The 17,512-nt window shown below is 68.6% G+C and carries 22 protein-coding genes and 1 tRNA gene; 5 read left to right on the forward strand and 18 right to left on the reverse strand.

All coding sequences use genetic code 11. From position 1 onward, the window contains the following. Position 1: 1 nt before the first annotated feature. Together IEY31_RS12480 and IEY31_RS12485 are read left to right on the forward strand one after the other, a co-directional pair. Positions 2-658, forward strand: a complete 657-nt coding sequence (locus IEY31_RS12480; RefSeq protein WP_188972452.1) for an ankyrin repeat domain-containing protein — start codon at positions 2-4, stop codon at positions 656-658. Between the two features lie 79 nt (positions 659-737). After that, positions 738-1,262: a hypothetical protein gene (locus IEY31_RS12485; protein ID WP_188972454.1), complete on the forward strand. Its 525-nt coding sequence runs from the start codon at positions 738-740 to the stop codon at positions 1,260-1,262. A 60-nt stretch (positions 1,263-1,322) separates the two neighbouring features. On the opposite strand, the gene IEY31_RS12490 is transcribed toward IEY31_RS12485, so the two are convergent. From IEY31_RS12490 to IEY31_RS12525, 8 genes are all read right to left on the reverse strand, one after another. Beyond that, positions 1,323-1,649 (reverse strand): non-heme iron oxygenase ferredoxin subunit, encoded by a 327-nt coding sequence (locus tag IEY31_RS12490; protein ID WP_188972456.1) that lies wholly within the window; start codon positions 1,647-1,649, stop codon positions 1,323-1,325. Positions 1,650-1,719: 70 nt separating this feature from the next. Further along, complete coding sequence (locus tag IEY31_RS12495; protein WP_188972458.1) at positions 1,720-2,352, reverse strand: SDR family NAD(P)-dependent oxidoreductase; 633 nt, start codon at positions 2,350-2,352, stop codon at positions 1,720-1,722. 58 nt (positions 2,353-2,410) lie between these two features. After that, a complete protein-coding gene (locus IEY31_RS12500) occupies positions 2,411-2,797 on the reverse strand; it encodes a hypothetical protein (protein WP_188972460.1) in 387 nt (128 codons plus the stop codon). Between the two features lie 4 nt (positions 2,798-2,801). Continuing rightward, the gene (locus IEY31_RS12505) at positions 2,802-3,404 is read right to left on the reverse strand and encodes a 2'-5' RNA ligase family protein (RefSeq protein WP_188972461.1); all 603 of its coding nucleotides are present in this window, start codon (positions 3,402-3,404) and stop codon (positions 2,802-2,804) included. A gap of 12 nt (positions 3,405-3,416) precedes the next feature. Beyond that, positions 3,417-5,369, reverse strand: a complete 1,953-nt coding sequence (gene acs, locus IEY31_RS12510) for an acetate--CoA ligase (RefSeq protein WP_188972463.1) — start codon at positions 5,367-5,369, stop codon at positions 3,417-3,419. A 330-nt stretch (positions 5,370-5,699) separates the two neighbouring features. After that, a tRNA-Pro gene (locus IEY31_RS12515) sits at positions 5,700-5,776 on the reverse strand. Positions 5,777-5,835: 59 nt separating this feature from the next. Next, the gene (locus tag IEY31_RS12520) at positions 5,836-6,189 is read right to left on the reverse strand and encodes a DUF2089 domain-containing protein (protein ID WP_029477771.1); all 354 of its coding nucleotides are present in this window, start codon (positions 6,187-6,189) and stop codon (positions 5,836-5,838) included. 30 nt (positions 6,190-6,219) lie between these two features. After that, a complete protein-coding gene (locus tag IEY31_RS12525; RefSeq protein ID WP_188972465.1) occupies positions 6,220-7,632 on the reverse strand; it encodes a D-alanyl-D-alanine carboxypeptidase/D-alanyl-D-alanine-endopeptidase in 1,413 nt (470 codons plus the stop codon). A gap of 94 nt (positions 7,633-7,726) precedes the next feature. Here IEY31_RS12525 and IEY31_RS12530 point away from each other — a divergent pair, with 94 nt between their 5' ends. Then, complete coding sequence (locus IEY31_RS12530) at positions 7,727-8,164, forward strand: acyl-CoA thioesterase (RefSeq protein ID WP_188972467.1); 438 nt, start codon at positions 7,727-7,729, stop codon at positions 8,162-8,164. Between the two features lie 106 nt (positions 8,165-8,270). On the opposite strand, the gene IEY31_RS12535 is transcribed toward IEY31_RS12530, so the two are convergent. Then, positions 8,271-10,724: a putative bifunctional diguanylate cyclase/phosphodiesterase gene (locus IEY31_RS12535; RefSeq protein ID WP_188972469.1), complete on the reverse strand. Its 2,454-nt coding sequence runs from the start codon at positions 10,722-10,724 to the stop codon at positions 8,271-8,273. A 251-nt stretch (positions 10,725-10,975) separates the two neighbouring features. Here IEY31_RS12535 and IEY31_RS12540 point away from each other — a divergent pair, with 251 nt between their 5' ends. Next, positions 10,976-11,767 (forward strand): hypothetical protein, encoded by a 792-nt coding sequence (locus tag IEY31_RS12540; protein ID WP_188972471.1) that lies wholly within the window; start codon positions 10,976-10,978, stop codon positions 11,765-11,767. Between the two features lie 281 nt (positions 11,768-12,048). Beyond that, the gene (locus tag IEY31_RS12545) at positions 12,049-12,612 is read left to right on the forward strand and encodes a DUF2239 family protein (RefSeq protein ID WP_188972473.1); all 564 of its coding nucleotides are present in this window, start codon (positions 12,049-12,051) and stop codon (positions 12,610-12,612) included. 547 nt (positions 12,613-13,159) lie between these two features. On the opposite strand, the gene rplL is transcribed toward IEY31_RS12545, so the two are convergent. The 9 genes from rplL to IEY31_RS12590 form a co-directional block, all read right to left on the reverse strand. Further along, positions 13,160-13,525 (reverse strand): 50S ribosomal protein L7/L12, encoded by a 366-nt coding sequence (gene rplL, locus IEY31_RS12550; RefSeq protein ID WP_188972475.1) that lies wholly within the window; start codon positions 13,523-13,525, stop codon positions 13,160-13,162. Positions 13,526-13,597: 72 nt separating this feature from the next. Next, positions 13,598-14,101, reverse strand: coding sequence for a 50S ribosomal protein L10 (rplJ, locus tag IEY31_RS12555; protein ID WP_188972477.1), 504 nt, complete (start codon positions 14,099-14,101; stop codon positions 13,598-13,600). 213 nt (positions 14,102-14,314) lie between these two features. After that, a complete protein-coding gene (gene rplA, locus IEY31_RS12560; protein WP_188972479.1) occupies positions 14,315-15,016 on the reverse strand; it encodes a 50S ribosomal protein L1 in 702 nt (233 codons plus the stop codon). Further along, the gene (gene rplK / locus IEY31_RS12565) at positions 15,009-15,443 is read right to left on the reverse strand and encodes a 50S ribosomal protein L11 (protein ID WP_188972482.1); all 435 of its coding nucleotides are present in this window, start codon (positions 15,441-15,443) and stop codon (positions 15,009-15,011) included. The genes rplA and rplK overlap by 8 nt, the downstream gene beginning before the upstream one ends. A gap of 161 nt (positions 15,444-15,604) precedes the next feature. Then, entirely contained in the window at positions 15,605-16,177 is a 573-nt protein-coding gene (gene nusG, locus IEY31_RS12570) for a transcription termination/antitermination protein NusG (RefSeq protein WP_188972484.1), read from the reverse strand. Further along, on the reverse strand, positions 16,174-16,353 hold the full coding sequence (gene secE / locus IEY31_RS12575; protein WP_188972486.1) for a preprotein translocase subunit SecE: 180 nt from the start codon (positions 16,351-16,353) through the stop codon (positions 16,174-16,176). Before secE ends, nusG begins: the two co-directional genes overlap by 4 nt. Before the next feature lie 77 nt (positions 16,354-16,430). Next, complete coding sequence (gene rpmG, locus IEY31_RS12580) at positions 16,431-16,598, reverse strand: 50S ribosomal protein L33 (protein WP_029479293.1); 168 nt, start codon at positions 16,596-16,598, stop codon at positions 16,431-16,433. 168 nt (positions 16,599-16,766) lie between these two features. After that, positions 16,767-17,330 (reverse strand): pyridoxamine 5'-phosphate oxidase family protein, encoded by a 564-nt coding sequence (locus tag IEY31_RS12585; protein WP_188972488.1) that lies wholly within the window; start codon positions 17,328-17,330, stop codon positions 16,767-16,769. 75 nt (positions 17,331-17,405) lie between these two features. Further along, positions 17,406-17,512: EF-Tu C-terminal domain-related protein (locus IEY31_RS12590; protein WP_188972491.1), on the reverse strand; the 107-nt coding region annotated here is incomplete at its 5' end.

Here is a 17,512-nt window from a genome sequence, read left to right on the forward strand (position 1 = left end):
CGTGACCACTGCCTCCGAGAAGGACCTGTTTCTGGCGATCCGCGCGGGTGACGGGCAGGCGGTGCGCGACCTGATCCGTCAGGACCGCACGCTGCTGGGGGCGGTCAGTCCCATGGGCGTGTCCCCGGTGCTGTTCGCCGCCTATTACCACCACCCCGCCATGGCCCGCGTGCTGGTGGAGGAGGGCGCGGCGCTGGACATCTTCGAGGCGGCGGCCATCGGTGAGGCGGAGCGCGTACGGGAGGTGCTGGACGCCGACGCCGCCCTGCTGAATGCGGCCAGTCCCGACGGCTTCTCACCGCTGGGCCTCGCGGCCTTTTTCGGGCAGGAGGCCGTGGCGGCGCTGCTGCTGTCACGCGGGGCCGACGTCAACACGGTCAGCCGCAACGCCATGCGGGTGGGGCCGCTGCACTCGGCGGTGGCCGGAAACCACGCCGGGCTGGTCCGCACGCTGATGGACGCCGGCGCGGACGTGAACGCCGCGCAGCAGGGCGGGTTCACCCCGCTGATGGGCGCGGCGCAGAACGGCAACGCCGAACTGGTAAGGTTGCTGCTCTCGCACGGGGCGCGGCCCGGCGACCTGACCGGGGAGGGCCGCAGCGCTGCCGAGCTGGCGCAGGAGGAGGGCCACGGCGAGGTGCTGATCCTGCTGGGCTGAGGATGCCGTGTCCGGGAGCCTCAAGAAACCGGGAAGGCTGTTCGCATCCGCTTCAGAAGGGCTGGGGACACACTGGGGCATGAGTGACGAGCGCAGAACACAGGCCCCAGACCCCAACGTGATTGGCCCCGAAACCGACGGGCGCACCGGCGCGGTGACTGGCTTTGACACGCCCGATCATAAGGATGATCACGCCGTGGTCTACACCACCACGCCGGCGGATGACCGCGTGGGCAGTGCCGACCACGGTCAGGGTGCGCCGCCGGCCACACCTTCCGCGCATGAAGTAACGGATAGGTACGATCATCTGGTCACGCGTGATGTCGAGGCCATGGAGCACACCCCTGAAAACCCCGAGTTCGCCGGGGCACAGACCGTGGAAGGCCTGGGCGGTGAAGCCCTCGACGAGGTGGTGCCCACGGCGGGCATCGGCGTTAACCCGGCGGCGGCCCTGGATCCGTACCCGCTGGTTAATCCTGACCAGAACCCCGGCTACACCCCGCCCAGCGAGGAGGTATCGCCGCACGTGCGCGAGCAGCCCGGCGACCTGCCGCCGGGGCAGTCAGAAGAACTGGCTGACGAGATCAGCGGCAACCAGCGCTAGTTCACGGCTGAGACTGAAGGGGGTGCGGGCACAGTTGGCCCGACGCCCCCTGTCTCCCTGCTACAGCGGCGAGACGTACACCATGCCGCCTTCGACCTCGGTTCTGAACAGCCGGACGGGCTTCACGGCGGGCAGGGATTTAGCCTTGCCCGTCGCCAGCTCAAACTTTGCGCCGTGCTTCTGGCAGGTGATGCGGGCCATGCTGACCTCGCCGCCCTGCAACGGGTAATCCTGGTGCGTGCAGTTGTTGCGCAGGGCGTAGAACTGGCCCTCGTGGCGCAGCACCAGCACGCTGACGCCGTCCAGCTCCACGGTGGTCTGGAAGCCCTCGGGCAGGTCGGCTTCAGGGCCAATCTGGACCCGTTCACTGTTCTGAGTGACGCTCATGGACCGAGTCTAGGGCAGGCCGCGCCCCAGACCATGCCGGAGGTTGCTTTCCGGCGGGCTTCACACCGGGTCAGCCGGACACCCGCAGTTCCGTCTCGCCTGTTCCGGCACGGTCGGCAGCGATGGCGCGTGCGACGTCTTCCGGCGAGATCGCCCCTTTCGGCGCCTGGCCCACCTGAGTCCACAACCCGGTGTCCACCGCAGGGGGCAGCACCAGCGCCACTGTCACGCCGCGCGTCTCCAGGCGGGCGATCTCGGCGGCGCGGGCCAGGGCCGCCTTGCTCGCGGCGTACTGCGAGAAGCCGCGCGCCGTGACCAGTTCCGGGCGGGCGCCCAGCAGGTAGACCCGCCCGCCCCGGTTCATGCGCCCCAGCCCGTGCTTCAGGACCCACAGCGCCCCAAAATAGTTGGCGTTCCACACCGCCCGCACCCGGCCGGGGTCCGCGTCCTTCAGCGGTTCGGGCAGGGCCGCGCCCACCGCGTAGACCAGGGTCTCCAGATTCTCCAGACCTTCGAACAGCGCCTTGACGTGGCTCTCGTAGCCCACATCGGCGACTTTGGAGGCCGCGCCCAGTTCGGCAGCCAGGGCCGAGAGCCGGGCCTCGTCGCGCCCGCTGAGGGTCAACTTTGCGCCCGCTGCGGCCAGGGCGCGGGCCGTCGCCGCGCCGATGCCGCCGGTGGCGCCCAGAATCAGGGTGTTCATGGCCGCAGTAAACGACACATCCGGCGGGCCGTCGGTACGGGTCGGTACGGACTGGGCTTCAGGCTGGCGGCAACATGCGCTCGGGGCGCACGCGGCGGTCCCGCTGGCTGGGGGTGCGGCGCATCCACCCACGCAACTCGTCGAGACCGTCTGCGCTCAGGTGGCCGGTGGGATTGCCGCCCTGCGGCCCCACCGTCCAGCCACGTTTGTTGGCCTCCTCGGGCAGACCGTGCAGGGCGTAGGTGCCCGGCGACAGGGCAGAGGCCAGATGCAGCGTCACCGCGTTCGAGAAGTATTCCTGCTCGAACCGCCGCTCCATGCGGGCCTCGCGCCCGTGGTCCGTGCCGGCGATGCCGAAAAACATGAAAAACGGCCCGATGTCCAGCGTCGGCCACCCCCGTCGCCGCCGCTGGACGTTCAGGCCCACCACTTCCGTCTCGTGCATGGGGTCATTGTGGCGCAGGCGGGCGTGCCGGACGTCCCGCCTGCGCCCCGGCAACCTGGGCCCCGGCAAGCAGCGGCCAGCTCTCCAGTGGCGCATAGAATCCGCCCGGACCCGGTTTGTGCATTAGGGTCACGGCGTCGGCAGTGAAGCCCAGCGGGTGCCCCTCCAGATCGGCGAATTCGGTTTGTGCCGCCCTCAGCACGTCCGGCAGGGCCACGCCGCGCCGCTGAAGCGCCAGCGAGAGGTGCAGCGTCAATCCCGGCCCCTCGTAGCCAAAGAAACGCACCCGGTCCTGCCGCTCCCGCAGGGCGTCCAGCAACGCCACGTGCAGGGCCACCGCCGCCGGGCTGCGGGCCTGCACGTACAGGGCCGTGCCGTTGCCGAACAGGCGCGGCCCGCCGAGGGTCGCCGGCAGCGGCGCGTGCCGGGCCACCACCGCGCGCAGGGTCTGCTGCCACTCCAGCCCCGGCGACAGACCGCTGCGGGCCTTGACGGTCAGGTGCGGCACGGCGGCGGCGTCCTGGAGGTGGTGGGCAGCGCGGAACGCCTGAAGGCGGGTGGCCAGTTCCGGCGGCGGCAGCACGGCCAGCAGGAAGGAGGCGGCCATCCTGCTGGTGGCCTAGACCGCTGGCGTCTCGGCCAGCCGGTCCAGCACGCCGGGGTCCTCCAGGGTGCTGGTGTCGCCCTCGATGGCCCGGCCTGCGGCGATCTGCCGCAGGAAGCGGCGCATGATCTTGCCACTGCGGGTCTTGGGCAGGGCGTCGGCGATGTAGATCGCGTCCGGACGGGCCAGCGCACCGATCTCGCGGGTCACATAGGCGCGCAGGGCCGCCGGGTCCACTGTCTGCTCGCCCTGCGGCAGTACAAAGGCCACCACGCACTCGCCCTTGATGTCGTCGGGCCGGCCCACCACGGCGGCCTCGGCCACGCTGGGATGGGCCACCAGCGCCGACTCGATCTCCATGGTGCCCAGCCGGTGTCCGGAGACGTTCAGCACGTCATCCACCCGGCCCATCACGGTGATGTAGCCGTCGGCGTCGCGCCGCGCGCCGTCCCCGGCGAAGTACACATGCGGAATCTCGCCCCAGTACGTTTTGCGGTAGCGCTCGTCGTCGCCGTATACGGTGCGCAGCATGCTGGGCCACGGGCGCTTGATGACCAGCAGGCCGCCGTCGTTCGGTCCCAGCTCCTCGCCCGCGCGGGTCATGATCGCAGGCTCGATGCCGTACATCGGCAGGCCCGCGCTGCCGGGCTTGGCCGGGTGTGCGCCGGGCAGGGTGGTCAGCATGATCGAGCCGGTCTCGGTCTGCCACCAGGTGTCGATCACCGGGCAGCGGTCCCCGCCGATCACGCGGGCGTACCACATCCACGCTTCCGGGTTGATCGGCTCTCCCACCGAGCCCAGCAGGCGCAGGCTGCTCAGGTCGTACTGCGCGGGAATGGCGTCGCCCTGACGCATCAGCGCGCGGATAGCGGTGGGCGCGGTGTACAGGATGGTGACCCGGTGCTTTTGCACGATGGCCCAGAAGCGGCCCCAGTCGGGGTGGTTGGGTGCGCCCTCGTACAGCATCACGGTTGCGCCGTTCAGCAGCGGGCCGTACACGCTGTAGCTGTGGCCGGTGACCCAGCCCACGTCGGCGGTGCACCAGAACACGTCGTCATCTTTCAGGTCAAACACCGTGTCGGTGGTCAGGTAGGTGCCCACCATGTAGCCGCCGGTGGTGTGCAGCACGCCCTTGGGCTTGCCGGTGCTGCCGGAGGTGTACAGCACGAACAGCGGGTGCTCGCTGTCCAGGGGCATGGCCTCGTGCTCGTCGCTCGCGGCGGCCAGCGCCTCGTGCCACCACACGTCGCGGCCCGGCTGCATGGGCGGATTCGAGCCCGCGCGGTTGACCACCAGCATATGCTCCAGGGTGGGCGTCTTCCCGGCGGCCTCATCGGCGTTGGCCTTGAGATTTACCAGCCCGCCGCGCCGCAGGCCCGCGTCGGCGGTGATCAGCAGCTTGCTGGCCGCGTCGTTCATGCGGTCGCTCAGCGCCGAGACGGAAAAGCCGCCGAACACCACGCTGTGTACCGCGCCGATGCGGGCGCAGGCCAGCATGGCAATCGCCGCCTCCGGCACCAGCGGCAGGTACAGCGTCACGCGGTCGCCCGTCTGCACGCCCAGCGCGAGCATGGCGTTGGCGGCCTGCTTGACCTCGCGCAGCAGTTCGGCATACGTGAAGGTGCGGACCTCACCGTCCTCGCCCTCCCAGACAAAGGCCCGCTTGCCGCCCAGGCCGCGTTCCACCTGACGGTCCAGCGCGTTGTAGGCGATGTTGGTCTGGCCGCCCACGAACCAGCGGGCGTGCGGCTCCTGCCAGTCCAGCACCTGTTCCCAGGGGGTCATCCAGGTCAGTTCTCCGGCCACCTCGGCCCAGAATGTATCGGGGTCGTCCAGGCTCTGACGGTAGCGGCGGTCGTACTCCTCGCGCGTGACCTGCGCCTGCGCCGCAAAGTCGGCGGGCGGCTGAATCACACGGGTCTCATGCAGCACGTTGTCGATGTGGTCGCTGGATGTGGGATGCGTCATCGGGGGGCCTCCGGTGGGGTGGGGGAGAGACGGGAACCGGGCGGGCGCGGGTGAGGCGCGGTGTGGATGGCCGCACTGTAGCGCCCGTCCCCGAACGGCGCGGCGCGTTGGACCGTTCCCGGCACAGTACTGCACCTGGTCCAGGGAGGGCGCGGCGGCATGGGCGGTTCAGGGGAGAGGGGCGGCGAAACGGCGTGTCCCGCCCTGACCTCTGCCGGACGGCGGGACACGCTGGGTGCATCAAAAAAAAGAAGGGGGGCTGGCCGCCAGGCCACGCCTCCCCATCTTTGCCAAAAAAAAAGACCCACTCACGGAGGAGCAGGTCTTTGCTGGTCGAGGCGGCGAGATTTGAACTCACGACCCCTACCACCCCAAGGTAGTGCGCTACCAGGCTGCGCTACGCCTCGATTCCCAGCCACAGAACTATAGTCGGTGAAAGGGGTCCGGTCAAGGGCGCTGCGGCGGGCTAGCGCCGCAGCTTGCGGGCCGCCTCGTCCGGGGTGATCTCGCCGCGCTCCAGGCTGCTCAGGATCTCGGCCTGCGGGTCGGCCAGTTCGGGCTCGTAACCAATCGCGCGCAGCAGCGTGTCGAAGCGGGCGCGCACGGTGGGGTAGCTCACGCCCAGCACGCGCTCGACCTCCTTGAGGTTGCCGCGCACGCGGATGTAGAGCCGCAGAAATTCCAGATTGTCCGGGGTCAGGGTGGCGAACTCGTTGAGCTCGAAGGCACCGCGCACCGTCACGCCACTGCCCGCAAACCGCAGTTCGGTGACGTGCGGCGCTTCGGTCTCATCGGGAAAGGGGAGGGGCAGGGGACGCATGGCCCGTAGTGTACGCGCCCACCACGGCCCTCAGTGTTCCGCTGCCAGCACGCCCACCACCTCGTCCTGCAGGGCGCGCAGGTTCAGGATCGGGCTGTCGGGGGGGCCGTTCATCATCAGCGCGAAGGCCAGCGGACGCCCGCTGCTGGCGGTCACGTACCCGGCCAGCGTGCTCACGCCGGGCAGCGTGCCGGTCTTGGCCCGCACGTCCAGGCCGGTGCCCAGAAAACGCCGTGCCAGCGTGCCGCCGCGCCCGTCGTGGGCCGGGACGTTCTCGCCGGTGCCACCCTGGGGCAGGGCTTCGACGAAGGCGTTCTGGCGCTGGTGGTACAGGCGGTCAGGAAAGCCCCTGCCCTGGTCCGGGGTGCCGGACAGCGGGTACGGCAGGGCGTACATCACGCGCAGCAGATCGGTCAGGGCACGCGGCGTCAGGCGGTTTTCCCGGCTCAGGCCGCTGCCGTCGGCCAGTACCACGCCGGTGAGGTTCACGCCGGTGCGGCCCAGCAGCGCCCGCTCCCGCGCCAGTGCGCCGGCGAGGGTACCGTTGCCGGCCGGCCGCAGGGCCAGCGTGGCCAGCAGTTCCTCGGCCAGCAGGTTGTCGCTGGGCCGCAGGGTGGCGGCTACCAGCGTCGCCACCGGCCCACTGCGCACGCTGGCCACGGCCTGCTCGGGGCGGCGGGCCACCGGGGTCAGCGGACCAGGGGGCAACGGCCGCCCACGTTCGTCGGTGCGCGGCGGCGGGGCATAGGGCCGGAACGGGGCCGCCTGCCCCACCTCGTCCGAGGTCACCGTGATTCCGGCGCGGCGCAACTCGGCAATCAGGGCCGCGCCCAGCCGCTGGTGGGCGGTGGCGGGAGTGGTGGGCGGCGCGTCGTGCCACTCCGCCAGACGCAGGGCCGTCATCGGTACGTCGATGGGCGCGGCCTGCCAGCTGTCTGGGTCCAGGCGGGCGTCGTCCAGCCGGACCTGACCCACGGCGCGCAGGCCGTGGGCGTGGGCCTGTTTGGCCAGGGCGCGCAGGCTGTAGCTGTCGCCCGCCGCGCTCAGGCTGGGGTCACCGCTGCCGCGTAGGGTCACGGCCTTCACGCTGGCGCGGCCCACCTGCGCGGCGGGAACGGTCAGCTCGCTGCTCCACCAGCTGGCCGCGCCGCCCCGGTCCTGCAGCACCGCCGCGCCCACCACCAGTTTGGTGGTGCTGGCGGGGATGAAGGGGGTGTCGGGCAGGCTGGTCTGCAGCACCCGGCCGGTCGTGAGGTCTTGGACCAGCACGCCCGCCCGCACGCCGGCAGGCAGGCCGCTCAGCACCCGCCGCACGCCTGCGCTGAGCGGGGGTTCCCGCTGCAGGATCAGGTCTGCGGGCGGCGCCGCCGCCTTCTGCGCCGCCGGAGACGGCGCGCCGCCCAGACACAGCAGCGCGCACAGTAGGGGCAGGAAACGCGGCATTGGGACGCAGGATAGCGGAGGACAGGCCGGGGCGGCGGTCCGGGGTGCGGCGGCCTGTTCATGTGCGCCTGCCCCGGTGGCTTAGCCTGGGGCCATGTCCCGCCCCACCCCCCAGACGCGCGCCGCGTATCCCTACCACCACCCCATCCAGACCCGCTGGGCCGACAACGACGTGTACGGCCACGTCAACAACGTGACCTACTACGCCTACTTCGACACGGCGGTGAACGCCTACCTGGCCGGTCAGGGGGCGCTGGACCTGACGGGGGGGGAGGTGATCGGGCTGGTGGTAGAAACGGGCTGCGCCTTTTTTGCCCCGGTCGCCTTTCCTGAGGCGCTGAGCGTGGGCGTGCGGGTGGCAAAGGCGGGCCGCAGCAGCGTGCGGTACGAACTGGCGGTGTTTCAGGACGGGGTGGCAGCGGCAGCGGCGCAGGGCCACTTCGTGCATGTTTACGTTGGGCGCGACTCGCGCCGCCCGGTCGATCTGCCTGCCGCGTTGCGGGCGGCGCTGGCCCCGCTGATGACAGGTTGAGTCATGGTGGCGGTGGCCCCGCGCCGACTCCAGACGCCAGCCCATGACTGCGGAGTGGGAAGGGCTGACCGAGACAGTGTGACGCATCAACGCCGGGGGCCGGACGCTAGACGACGTGAGACGGGGCGTCCGGCACCGGTTGCTCCAGGCTGTGGGCCAGAAGAGCCGTGGTCTTCAGCGCGTTCTGCGGGTGGCCCAGCCAGAAGCCCTGGGCATGGTCACAGCCCAGGGCCAGGGCGGCCTGCCACTGCGCGCGGGTCTCGACCCCCTCGGCCATCACGCCCAGGCCCAGCGCCCCCGCCAGCGCGGTGATGGCCTGCACCCCCCGACGGGCCTGTGTCTGCACCGCTGCCGGACCGTCCAGCGCCCCGATTATGCTGCGGTCGATCTTGAGGACACCCACCGGAAGCTGGAGCAGCGGCGCCAGGGCTGAATCCCGCGCCCCGAAGCCGCACAGGGCCCACCGGACGCCCCGTTCCCGGACCTGACCCATCACGGCGGCGGCCTGGGCCTCCTGCCCGGCCAGCAGGGCCGCGTCGATCTCGAAGTCCAGGGCCGCGCCGCTCAGGGCGTGTCGGGCCAGCGCGGCGTCGACCGTGTCCACAAAGTCCGCGTGCGCGAACTGGGCCGGCGACAGGTTCACGGCCACGCGCAGCCCGCTGTGGCCTGCTGCGTGCCAGCGCGAGAGCTGCCCGCAGGCCTCGTTCAGCGCCCAGCGGTCCAGTGCCCCGTCCAGACCGGTCCCGTGCGCTGCCGGCAGAAAATGACCGGGGAAGAGCAGGCCCAGTGCGGGGCTGTCCCAGCGCAGCAGCGCCTCCAGGGCGGTGATCTGCCGCGCGAGGCCGTAGATGGGCTGGTAATGCAGGCTGAACTCGCCGCGTTCCAGCGCGCCGGGCAGCTGGTTTTCCACTTCGGCCTGCAGGCGGGCGGCCCGGTCCGCGGGGGGCATGAAGACGCGCGCCGCCCCCTTGCCGGCCCGTTTGGCCTCGTACATGGCGACGTCGGCGTGCATGTACAGGCTCTCGGCGTCCCGGCCGCTGTCCGGGTACACGCTGACTCCCACCGACGCGCTGACCCGTACCGGACGGTCTCCCAGGTCAAAGGGGGCGGCGAACAGCTCCAGCACCTGCTGGGCCCGGCTTTCCGGAGGCTGTGGGGTCAACACCATGAACTCGTCGCCGCCCAGCCGGGCAGTGAATTCGCCGGGTTGCAGGGAGCCGCGCAGGCGGGCGGCCACCCGGATCAACAGCTGGTCCCCCACGGTGTGTCCCAGCGTGTCGTTGACGGTCTTGAAGCCGTCCAGATCGAGAAACAGCACCGCCAGGGACGCGGGCTCCTCTCCCGGCAGTGCGGGCTGGGTCTGGCGGTCTACCGCCTCGCCCAGGGCAATCAGGAACCCGGCGCGGTTGGGCAGGCCGGTCAACTGGTCATGGTGGGCCTGCCACGCCAGTTCGCGGGCGTGGGCCTCCAGCTGGGCGTGGCCCTGCTCGACCTCGGCGGTGCGGGCGGCCACCCGGCTTTCCAGGCTGGCGTTCAGGGCGGCCAGCTGCGCGGTCAGCGCGGTGTTGTCGCGCAGCGCCACAATCTGCCGCATGGCGACCAGCAGCGTCACGGCGGCGGTCCCCCACAGCGTGCCGTGGGCGGCCAGCGTGTTCTCGTCCTGGCTGTGCAGACTCAGGGCAAAGCAGACGGCAAGGCCCAGGTACGGGGCCGCCGCGTACAGCGGACGGGTAAGGCGGGTGGTGATCTGCGTGACGGTGGTCAGTGGGCGGCTGGCTGGGGTGCCCCGGCGCGAGTTCCAGGCGGCCACAGCAAACAGCAGGGCGCCGGCCGTCCACAGCAGGTCCACAGGCAGGCCCAGCGTGAAGTCGCCGTTGGCATCCATGAACAGATAGACCGTGTTGCCAGCGATAAAGGCGGCAAGGCCCAGCGCCAGCATCCCGCCTTCCAGCGGGAAACGGTCGTCGCGTCTGATAACGGTCAGCAGCAGGCCCAGGGCGCAGAGGTCGAGGACCGGGTACATCAGATTGACGAGCTTGCTGGCCAGGCCTGCCTCGGTGGCGCCCAGCATCAGGGCCAGTGCGCCGTACCACAGCGCCACCCCCAGTGCCCCCACCACAATGCCAGTGTCCAGTGTCAGTCGCCACGCCTCGGCCCGCCGCAGCGGCTGGTGCGGCAGTGCCAGAATGCCCAGCATGAACAGCACGTAGAACGCCAGGTAAGCCGCGTCCAGCACGGAGGGTGTGACCACCGTTCCGGCCCGCGCCTCCACCAGCGCGTACCCCGTGTCCGCCAGGGCGTAGACGCCAACCGCTAGGGCAATCCAGCGCCAGGCCGGCGCACTGGCCCGGCGCTTGCGGGCCGCCAGCGCACAGGTCAGCGCGGCTGCGTACAGGACGCCGAGTGAGAAGGACGTTCCTGGCCAGTTCAGGCCCTCTCCACGCAGGTCCAGCACCGTCCAGAGCAGGTGGGCCAGCGCAAAACCCACGGTCAGCAGCAGGGAGAGGTTCAGGACCCGGCGCGTTCCCGGTGTGGTTTCATTCGCCACTTCACCCGTCAAGTCCGCTCCTCACGGCGCTCCCACCCGGCCATGACTCGGCCATGTGGGCCGTCGTGGCCAGAAAAGGGGAGGCCTGGGCATGAAACGGATTCTAGAACGGGCCATATCACCGTTTTCTTGTTGATCTCTTGCCGAACGAGGCTTTCTTCACCTCCACGCTGCCAGACCTCGTCGTGCCCGGCGTTTCGCTGCGGCCCCGGCAGCAATCCATACCCCTGTTTCGCGGCGGCCTGCCCCGTATCATGGGCCCAATGGACGCCATCCAACCCTACCTTCCCCTGATCTTCAATGTGCTGCGCGGGCTGGCGGTGGTGGGCTTGGTGCACGCCATCATGACCCGTCAGCCGATGTTCTGGATGTTCCTGCTGGGCTTCGGGGCGTTGCTGGGCAGTATTTTTGGCATGCTGGGCGCCCTGGCCTACACTTTCCTGGTGCTGATTCCATCGCTGCGTGGCAGCGGGCGGGTGGCCGGGCAGGCCGTGTCGCGCGGCGTGGAGGCCCTTAAGCCGCTGGAGACCCGCATCCGCGAGGCGGGTGAGCGGCTCTCGGAGAGCGATACGCTGGCCAACCGGGCAGGGCTGGCGGGGCTGCTGGCCCGCGCCGGTCGCAACGAGGACGCACAGGCCACCCTCGATCCGCTGCTGCGCGGCATCTACGCCGACGATCCGGTAGTGCTGCTCACCAGCGCCGAGCTTGATCTGGCCCGTGGCAACCCGGCCGAGGCCGAGAAGCGCCTGAACGCCGTGGACCTCAAGACCAGCGCCGCCACCCGCACCCGCGCCCTGACCCTGCAGGCCCAGGCCCAGGAGGCCCAGGGCAAGGCGCAGGCCGACGCCACCTACCGCGAGGCCATGACCGCCACCACCACCGAGGAACCGCGCGCCCGCTACGCCGCGTATCTGGTGGCGCAGGGCCGCGCCGCCGAGGCGCAGACGGTGCTGGCGGCCATCGCCAAGACCGAGAGCCGCGCCACCCCGCTGTACCGCCGCCAGGAACGCGAGTGGTTTGATCTGGCCTCGGGGTTGAGGCGTGAGCTGAAGTAAACCCCCGCCTGGGCTGGGCGGCGGTGTGTTTGCTGGCCCGGTCCTGCACGCGACTGACCCTAGAGGCTGGCCTCACCACGCACGTCGTTGCGGGGCCGTGGGCCGCGCTGTCTATAGCTGCTAATTGTTCTGCCCAGGGAAGCAGCCAGAGTAGCGGGCCGCCGGTCCCGGTCTCAAAGGGCTGATGGGAGGGCAGTGGCGACTGCAGGGTGAGCCGATAGGCCATTTTTATAACCTGGACGATATTGACTCGTGGTTTTCTACCCGGATAGAATGTCCGGATGAGCGATGAACCAACACTGACCGTTTTTCAAGGCCACGAACGCCTGATGACCGCCCCACTTCCAGAGGTGCTGGCCTTTCTCAAAGCCCACGAACGAGAGGCCGCACCGCCCCTCCTGACCTTCGATGACCAGACCGGACGGCAGGTGGACTTTGATCTGCGCGGCCCGCTGGCAGAGGTGCTGGAGCGGTATACCCCTGCGCCCGTCAGAGCTGGGCCGGGGCGTCCCAGACTGGGCGTCGTGGCCCGCGAGATCACGCTGCTGCCCCGGCACTGGGAGTGGCTGGAGGGCCAGCGCGGCGGGGCATCGGCCGCGCTGCGCCGCCTGATTGACGAGGCCCGCAAGGCCGATCCCGAAGGCGAACGCTGCCGCCAGGCCCAGAGCGCTGCCGACCGCTTTCTGGGCGTGCTGGCCGGTGACCTGCCCGGCTACGAGGACGCCACCCGCGCCCTGTACGCGGGCGACGGCGCCGCGTTTCAGGCCCGCGTGCAGCACTGGCCGGACGATATCCGCACCCACGCGCTGTATCTGGCCGCTCCGGCCTTCGCAGAGAAATCATGACTGCGCCGCGCCAGTACAAAGACTTTGCGCCGCGCGTGTAGACGATCTTAAGGAATTGCTGACGCTATGGCAGGAGAGATTCATGGGGAAAAGTGGTAGGTCATCCCACTACGCCCGCCGCCGTGCTGGGTTGTCTGGCTGCGGAGTATCCCGCTGAAGTGCTCTCTGGGTCTGTTGCGTCTGGCCCATCCCGGTCTACTGGAGGGCTGGCCCGCCGTCGCCGTGCCGAATCTGGTGGCCCAGGATCCCGAGGCCTGACGCACTGCCCACACCGAGGCACATTTTCAGGTGGTGGCGGACATCCAGCCCTAAAGGGGAAGAGGTGGCCGGTAGCCCGGCATCCGGGCTGGAGGTTCCGGGCGCCGCTGGCCGCCTGCCCTGACCTTCCGCCAGAGGCTGCGGCACGGCTGGGCGGTGACGCTTCAATGCTGGTAGAGCAGGCGACGGCTTGACGAACAACCGGAGTCAGCCCTGAGCGCAAAAAACCCCCCGGCCACAAAGGGCCAGGGGGCTGCACTCCCGGTTACGGGGCTGTGTCTGAAAAGCCTTACTTCAGTTCGACGGTGGCGCCAGCGGCTTCCAGCTGGGCCTTGAACTTCTCGGCCTCGTCCTTGGAGATGCCTTCCTTCAGGGCGCCGCCCTTCTCGCTCATGTCCTTGGCTTCCTTCAGACCCAGGCCGGTGATGGCGCGGATTTCCTTAATGACGTTGATCTTGCTGGCGCCAGCGCTCACCAGAACAACGTCAAATTCGGTCTTTTCTTCGGCCACGGGGGCCGCAGCAGCGCCGCCGCCGCCCATCGAAACGGCCGCCGTGACGCCCCAGGTTTCCTTGAGGCCGTCGATCAGGTCCGCGAGTTCCATGATGGTCAGAGTGCCGAGTTGATCGATCATTGCCTGCTTGTCGTATGCCATGTTGGTGTTCCTCCAGAGGTGGAATTAATGCTGAGTCGGGTTGAAGACGCTTTTAAAAGATGGAGCAGACGCTTAGGCGCCCGCGCCTTCCTCTTCAAGCTTGGTCTTGTACGCTTCGAGGATGCCCACGAAGTTGCTGAGGTGGGCGCTGAGGACGCCGACCAGTTCGGCCTGCAAGGTTTCCTTGCTGCCCAGGCTGGCCAGACGGTTGACGACGCTCACGTCCACCTTGTTGCCTTCCAGGAATCCGCCCTTGACGGAGGGAATGCCCTTGTCGTTGCCTTTGGCCGCGTCGGCTAGGGCCTTGGCGACCCCGGCGGGGTCGGAGTGGGCCAGCACCAGGGCGCTGGGTCCCTTGAGGGTGTCGGCGAAATCGCGTCCACCGTCCTGAAGGGCGCGGTCGATCAGGGTGTTCTTGGCAACGATCAGCTGCCCGCCCTTCTCGCGGATGTCTTTGCGCAGTTTGCTCAGCTGTCCGGCACTCAGGCCCTGGTAGTCGACGACGTAAAACGTCTCGATCTCATTCAGGCTCTGCTTGAGGGTGCTGAGGGTCTGCACGTTCTTGGGATTCGCCACGCAGTGAACCTCCTCGTGGTTGAACAAGTCTGCAGGTGCAAGTTCGCCTTCGGGCGCTTCGCAGCCTGGCAACTCGGCGGGATGTTTAAACCGGGCAAGGGTCCCCGCTGTCTTGGGTGCCGCACTAGAAACGGATTGGAGAGGTGCGAAGTTGCACCGGGGTGCCGGAAATCAGGAATGAGGGGGAAGGCGTGCCGCCCCCTCAGAAGGTGGTCAGGACTGGGCGCTGGCGCTGAGGCTCAGCGGAATGCTTGGCCCCATCGTGGTGGTCAGAAACGCCGTGCGCAGGAAGACGCCCTTGGCGCTGCTGGGCTTGGCCCCTTCCAGCGCGGAGACCAGCGCGGCGTAGTTGGCGCTCAGGTTGGCCGGATCAAAGCTGGCCTTGCCGATGGGCGCATGGATCACGCCGGTCTTGTCGTTGCGGAACTCGATGCGCCCGGCCTTGAGGCTGGACACCATGCCGGTCACGTCAGGACCCACCGTGCCGCTCTTGGGGTTGGGCAGCAGGCCGCGCGGCCCCAGCAGACGGGCCAGTTTCTGACCCACCGAGGCCATCATATCCGGGGTCGCCACCACGGCGTCGAAGTCCATGAAGCCGCCGGCGATGCGCTCGATCAGCTCGTCGCCGCCTGCCACGTCCGCGCCAGCAGCCTCGGCAGCGGCAATGTTTTCACCCTTGGTGATCACTGCCACGCGCACGCTGCGGCCGGTGCCGTGCGGCAGCGAAACGGTGCCGCGCACGTTCTGGTCGCTCTTGCGGGGGTCGATGCCAAGACGGAAGTGAATCTCCACCGTCTCATCGAACTTCGCCGTGGCAATGTCCTTGACCAGGGCGGCCGCTTCCTCGATGGTGTACTGCTTGTCGCGGTCGACTTTCCCTTCCAGTGCGCGGTAGCGCTTGCCGTGCTTAGGCATTGGGGCCTCCCTCGATGGTAACGCCCATGCTGCGCGCAGTTCCCGCGACGGTGTTGGCGGCGGCTTCCACGCTGCCCGCGTTGAGGTCGGGCATCTTGGTCTTGGCAATTTCCAGGACCTGGTCCCAGTTCAGCTTGCCGACCTTGGCCTTGTTGGGCGTGGGGCTGCCCTTGGTCAGGCCGGCGGCCTTGCGGATCAGGTAGCTCATGGGCGGGGTCTTGGTGATGAACGTGAAGCTGCGGTCCGCGAAGATGGTGATCTCCACGGGAATGATCGCGTCACCCTTGTCGGCGGTCAGGGCATTGAACGCCTTGGTGAACTCCATGATGTTCGCGCCGTACTGACCCAGCGCGGGGCCGACAGGCGGGGCCGGGGTGGCCTTGCCTGCAGGCAGTTGCAATTTGACGATACCGGTCACTTTCTTCATTTCGACTCCTTAGCTCCCCCGTGCCACGTCCCAAAAAGGACCGCGCTGGGGTGCTGGCGCTAAGTTCCGCCTGCGCTGCCCGGGGTGGGCAGGTTGGCAGCAACTTTTTCATTTTACTCGTTCTGCCCCCTCCTGCCAAGTGCGGCAGGAAAGGACGCGGTTTAGCGGGCCACCTGGCCGAAATCCAGCTCCACAGGCGTCTCACGGCCAAAGATGCTGACCAGCACCTTGACCTTGGCCTGCGGCACGTTGATCTCGCTGATGACGCCGCTGAAGTCCGCAAACGGTCCGCCGGTGACGCGCACCATGTCGCCGGCCTTGAAATCGGCCTTGACGCGGGGCGCTTCGGCGGCCTTGGGCTGCACGCCCACGCCCACCGAGGACAGCAGGCGCTGAACCTCTTCGTAGGACAGCGGCACCGGACGGGTGGCGGTGCCCACGAACCCGGTCACGCCGCTGGTGCCGCGCACCACTTCCCACGACTCGCCCAGCTCGCCGGGCGCGTCGTCGTCCTCGACGTCCATCTGCACAAAGACGTAGCCGGGAAACAGCTTGCGCTCCACGGTTTCTTTCTTGCCGCCGTCGCGCAGTTCCACGGCCTTCTCGCTGGGCTGCAGCACCTGGAAGATCTTGGTGCCGCGCATGCCCAGTCGGCTGGCCCGGTCCATCAGGTGCTGTTCCACGCGGTCTTCCTGACCCACGTAGGTGTGCACGGCGTACCATTCGATGCTCATGGCAGCACCAGCGTGATCAGGTTGCTGAAGATCAGGTCCAGCACCCACACGATCAGGGACAGGGCCACGACAAAGATCAGCACGGCCTGCGTGCCTTCGAACACCTGCTGGCGCGTCGGCCACGACACGCGCGAGAGTTCGGCGCGCGAGTCACGGAAGTACTGAATCAAGTTCATGCATTCACCTGCGGGAGAGAAAACGTCTGAAACCGGCGTTTCTGGAGTGGCGTGTGCCGCCCCGAAAGGAACCGAATCTAGACCTTTTTCTCCTTGAAGACCACATGCTTTTTCGCCATGGGATCATACTTGCGCAGTTCCAGCTTGGCCTGCGTGTTTCGGCGGTTCTTGGTGGTGGTGTAGTAGAAGCCCGTGCCAGCGGTGCTTTCCATCTTCACGATAATGCGGGGTCCGTCTTTCGCCATGTTGGTCGCTCCTTTCGCAGCCTCCTGTCTCAGGGGAGAACTGCTCCCAGCGCCTGCCGCCGGTCACCTTGACCTGACAGGATCATTCGCTGGTAAAAGCCCGCCGGGGTGGCGGGCAACACACACGAGTATAAACCGTCGCGGGCAGGCTGTCCACCGCGGCTGCGGTCAGGAAAGCTGAGCTTCGGGGGCCGGCGGCAGTCCGGTGGGAAAACCGTCGATGCTCCGGGCATTCTTGCGCTGGCGGTAGCCCTCCAGTTGCCCAGCTGTCAGCCTGCGGTGAACCTCGTTCAGGTTCTCGCGTCCCTCCCGGAAGTCCATCAGCGGCACCGCCATCCCGCAGGAGGTCTGCACCAGATCGACGTCCATCAGGTAGATCTGACGGGCGGCAGGCAGGGGCGGAAAGTGCCGGAACAGAACGGCCCACTCCGCGTCTCCAGACTGAACCATGCGGGCCGTGCCGTACAGCCGCAGGATCAGCGGCGCACCCTCGAAGGCGCAGAACATCAGGGTCATGCGCGGAAGCTTGAGCAGGTGCGCGGCGGTCTCGTTGCCGCTGCCGGTCACGTTCAGCCACATCACGCGGTTGGGTCCCAGCACCCGCAGGCTGTCCATGCCCTTGGGCGAGACATTGACCCGGCCGTCCGGCGCCGCTGTGCCGACGAAAAACACCGGCTGCTTTTCGATGAACACCTGGTGGTCCGGGCCGATGGCTGGAAACTGTTTGGCCATGCCCTCAGGCTAACGCAGCACCGCACCAAAAAAAGGGGAGGCCCGGAAGCCTCCCCCTCTCAGCAAGTTGAAACCTTATTCAATCACCTTGGTGACCACGCCGGCGCCGACGGTACGGCCACCTTCGCGGATGGCGAAACGCAGGCCTTCTTCCATGGCGATGGGCTTGATCAGTTCCACCA

This window comes from Deinococcus aerolatus, from assembly GCF_014647055.1.
GTDB classification, from domain to species: domain Bacteria; phylum Deinococcota; class Deinococci; order Deinococcales; family Deinococcaceae; genus Deinococcus; species Deinococcus aerolatus.

Coding starts and splice junctions, on each gene's coding strand:
- nusG (WP_188972484.1), bottom strand. CDS start 16,177: ATGAGCATCGAATGGTACGCCGTGCACACCTACGTGGGTCAGGAAGAC.
- IEY31_RS12490 (WP_188972456.1), bottom strand. CDS start 1,649: ATGAGCGTCACTCAGAACAGTGAACGGGTCCAGATTGGCCCTGAAGCC.
- IEY31_RS12500 (WP_188972460.1), bottom strand. CDS start 2,797: ATGCACGAGACGGAAGTGGTGGGCCTGAACGTCCAGCGGCGGCGACGG.
- rplL (WP_188972475.1), bottom strand. CDS start 13,525: ATGGCATACGACAAGCAGGCAATGATCGATCAACTCGGCACTCTGACC.
- IEY31_RS12530 (WP_188972467.1), top strand. CDS start 7,727: ATGTCCCGCCCCACCCCCCAGACGCGCGCCGCGTATCCCTACCACCAC.
- IEY31_RS12545 (WP_188972473.1), top strand. CDS start 12,049: ATGAGCGATGAACCAACACTGACCGTTTTTCAAGGCCACGAACGCCTG.
- acs (WP_188972463.1), bottom strand. CDS start 5,369: ATGACGCATCCCACATCCAGCGACCACATCGACAACGTGCTGCATGAG.
- rplA (WP_188972479.1), bottom strand. CDS start 15,016: ATGCCTAAGCACGGCAAGCGCTACCGCGCACTGGAAGGGAAAGTCGAC.
- IEY31_RS12520 (WP_029477771.1), bottom strand. CDS start 6,189: ATGCGTCCCCTGCCCCTCCCCTTTCCCGATGAGACCGAAGCGCCGCAC.
- IEY31_RS12505 (WP_188972461.1), bottom strand. CDS start 3,404: ATGGCCGCCTCCTTCCTGCTGGCCGTGCTGCCGCCGCCGGAACTGGCC.
- IEY31_RS12540 (WP_188972471.1), top strand. CDS start 10,976: ATGGACGCCATCCAACCCTACCTTCCCCTGATCTTCAATGTGCTGCGC.
- rplK (WP_188972482.1), bottom strand. CDS start 15,443: ATGAAGAAAGTGACCGGTATCGTCAAATTGCAACTGCCTGCAGGCAAG.
- rpmG (WP_029479293.1), bottom strand. CDS start 16,598: ATGGCGAAAGACGGACCCCGCATTATCGTGAAGATGGAAAGCACCGCT.
- IEY31_RS12585 (WP_188972488.1), bottom strand. CDS start 17,330: ATGGCCAAACAGTTTCCAGCCATCGGCCCGGACCACCAGGTGTTCATC.
- secE (WP_188972486.1), bottom strand. CDS start 16,353: ATGAACTTGATTCAGTACTTCCGTGACTCGCGCGCCGAACTCTCGCGC.
- IEY31_RS12485 (WP_188972454.1), top strand. CDS start 738: ATGAGTGACGAGCGCAGAACACAGGCCCCAGACCCCAACGTGATTGGC.
- IEY31_RS12525 (WP_188972465.1), bottom strand. CDS start 7,632: ATGCCGCGTTTCCTGCCCCTACTGTGCGCGCTGCTGTGTCTGGGCGGC.
- IEY31_RS12495 (WP_188972458.1), bottom strand. CDS start 2,352: ATGAACACCCTGATTCTGGGCGCCACCGGCGGCATCGGCGCGGCGACG.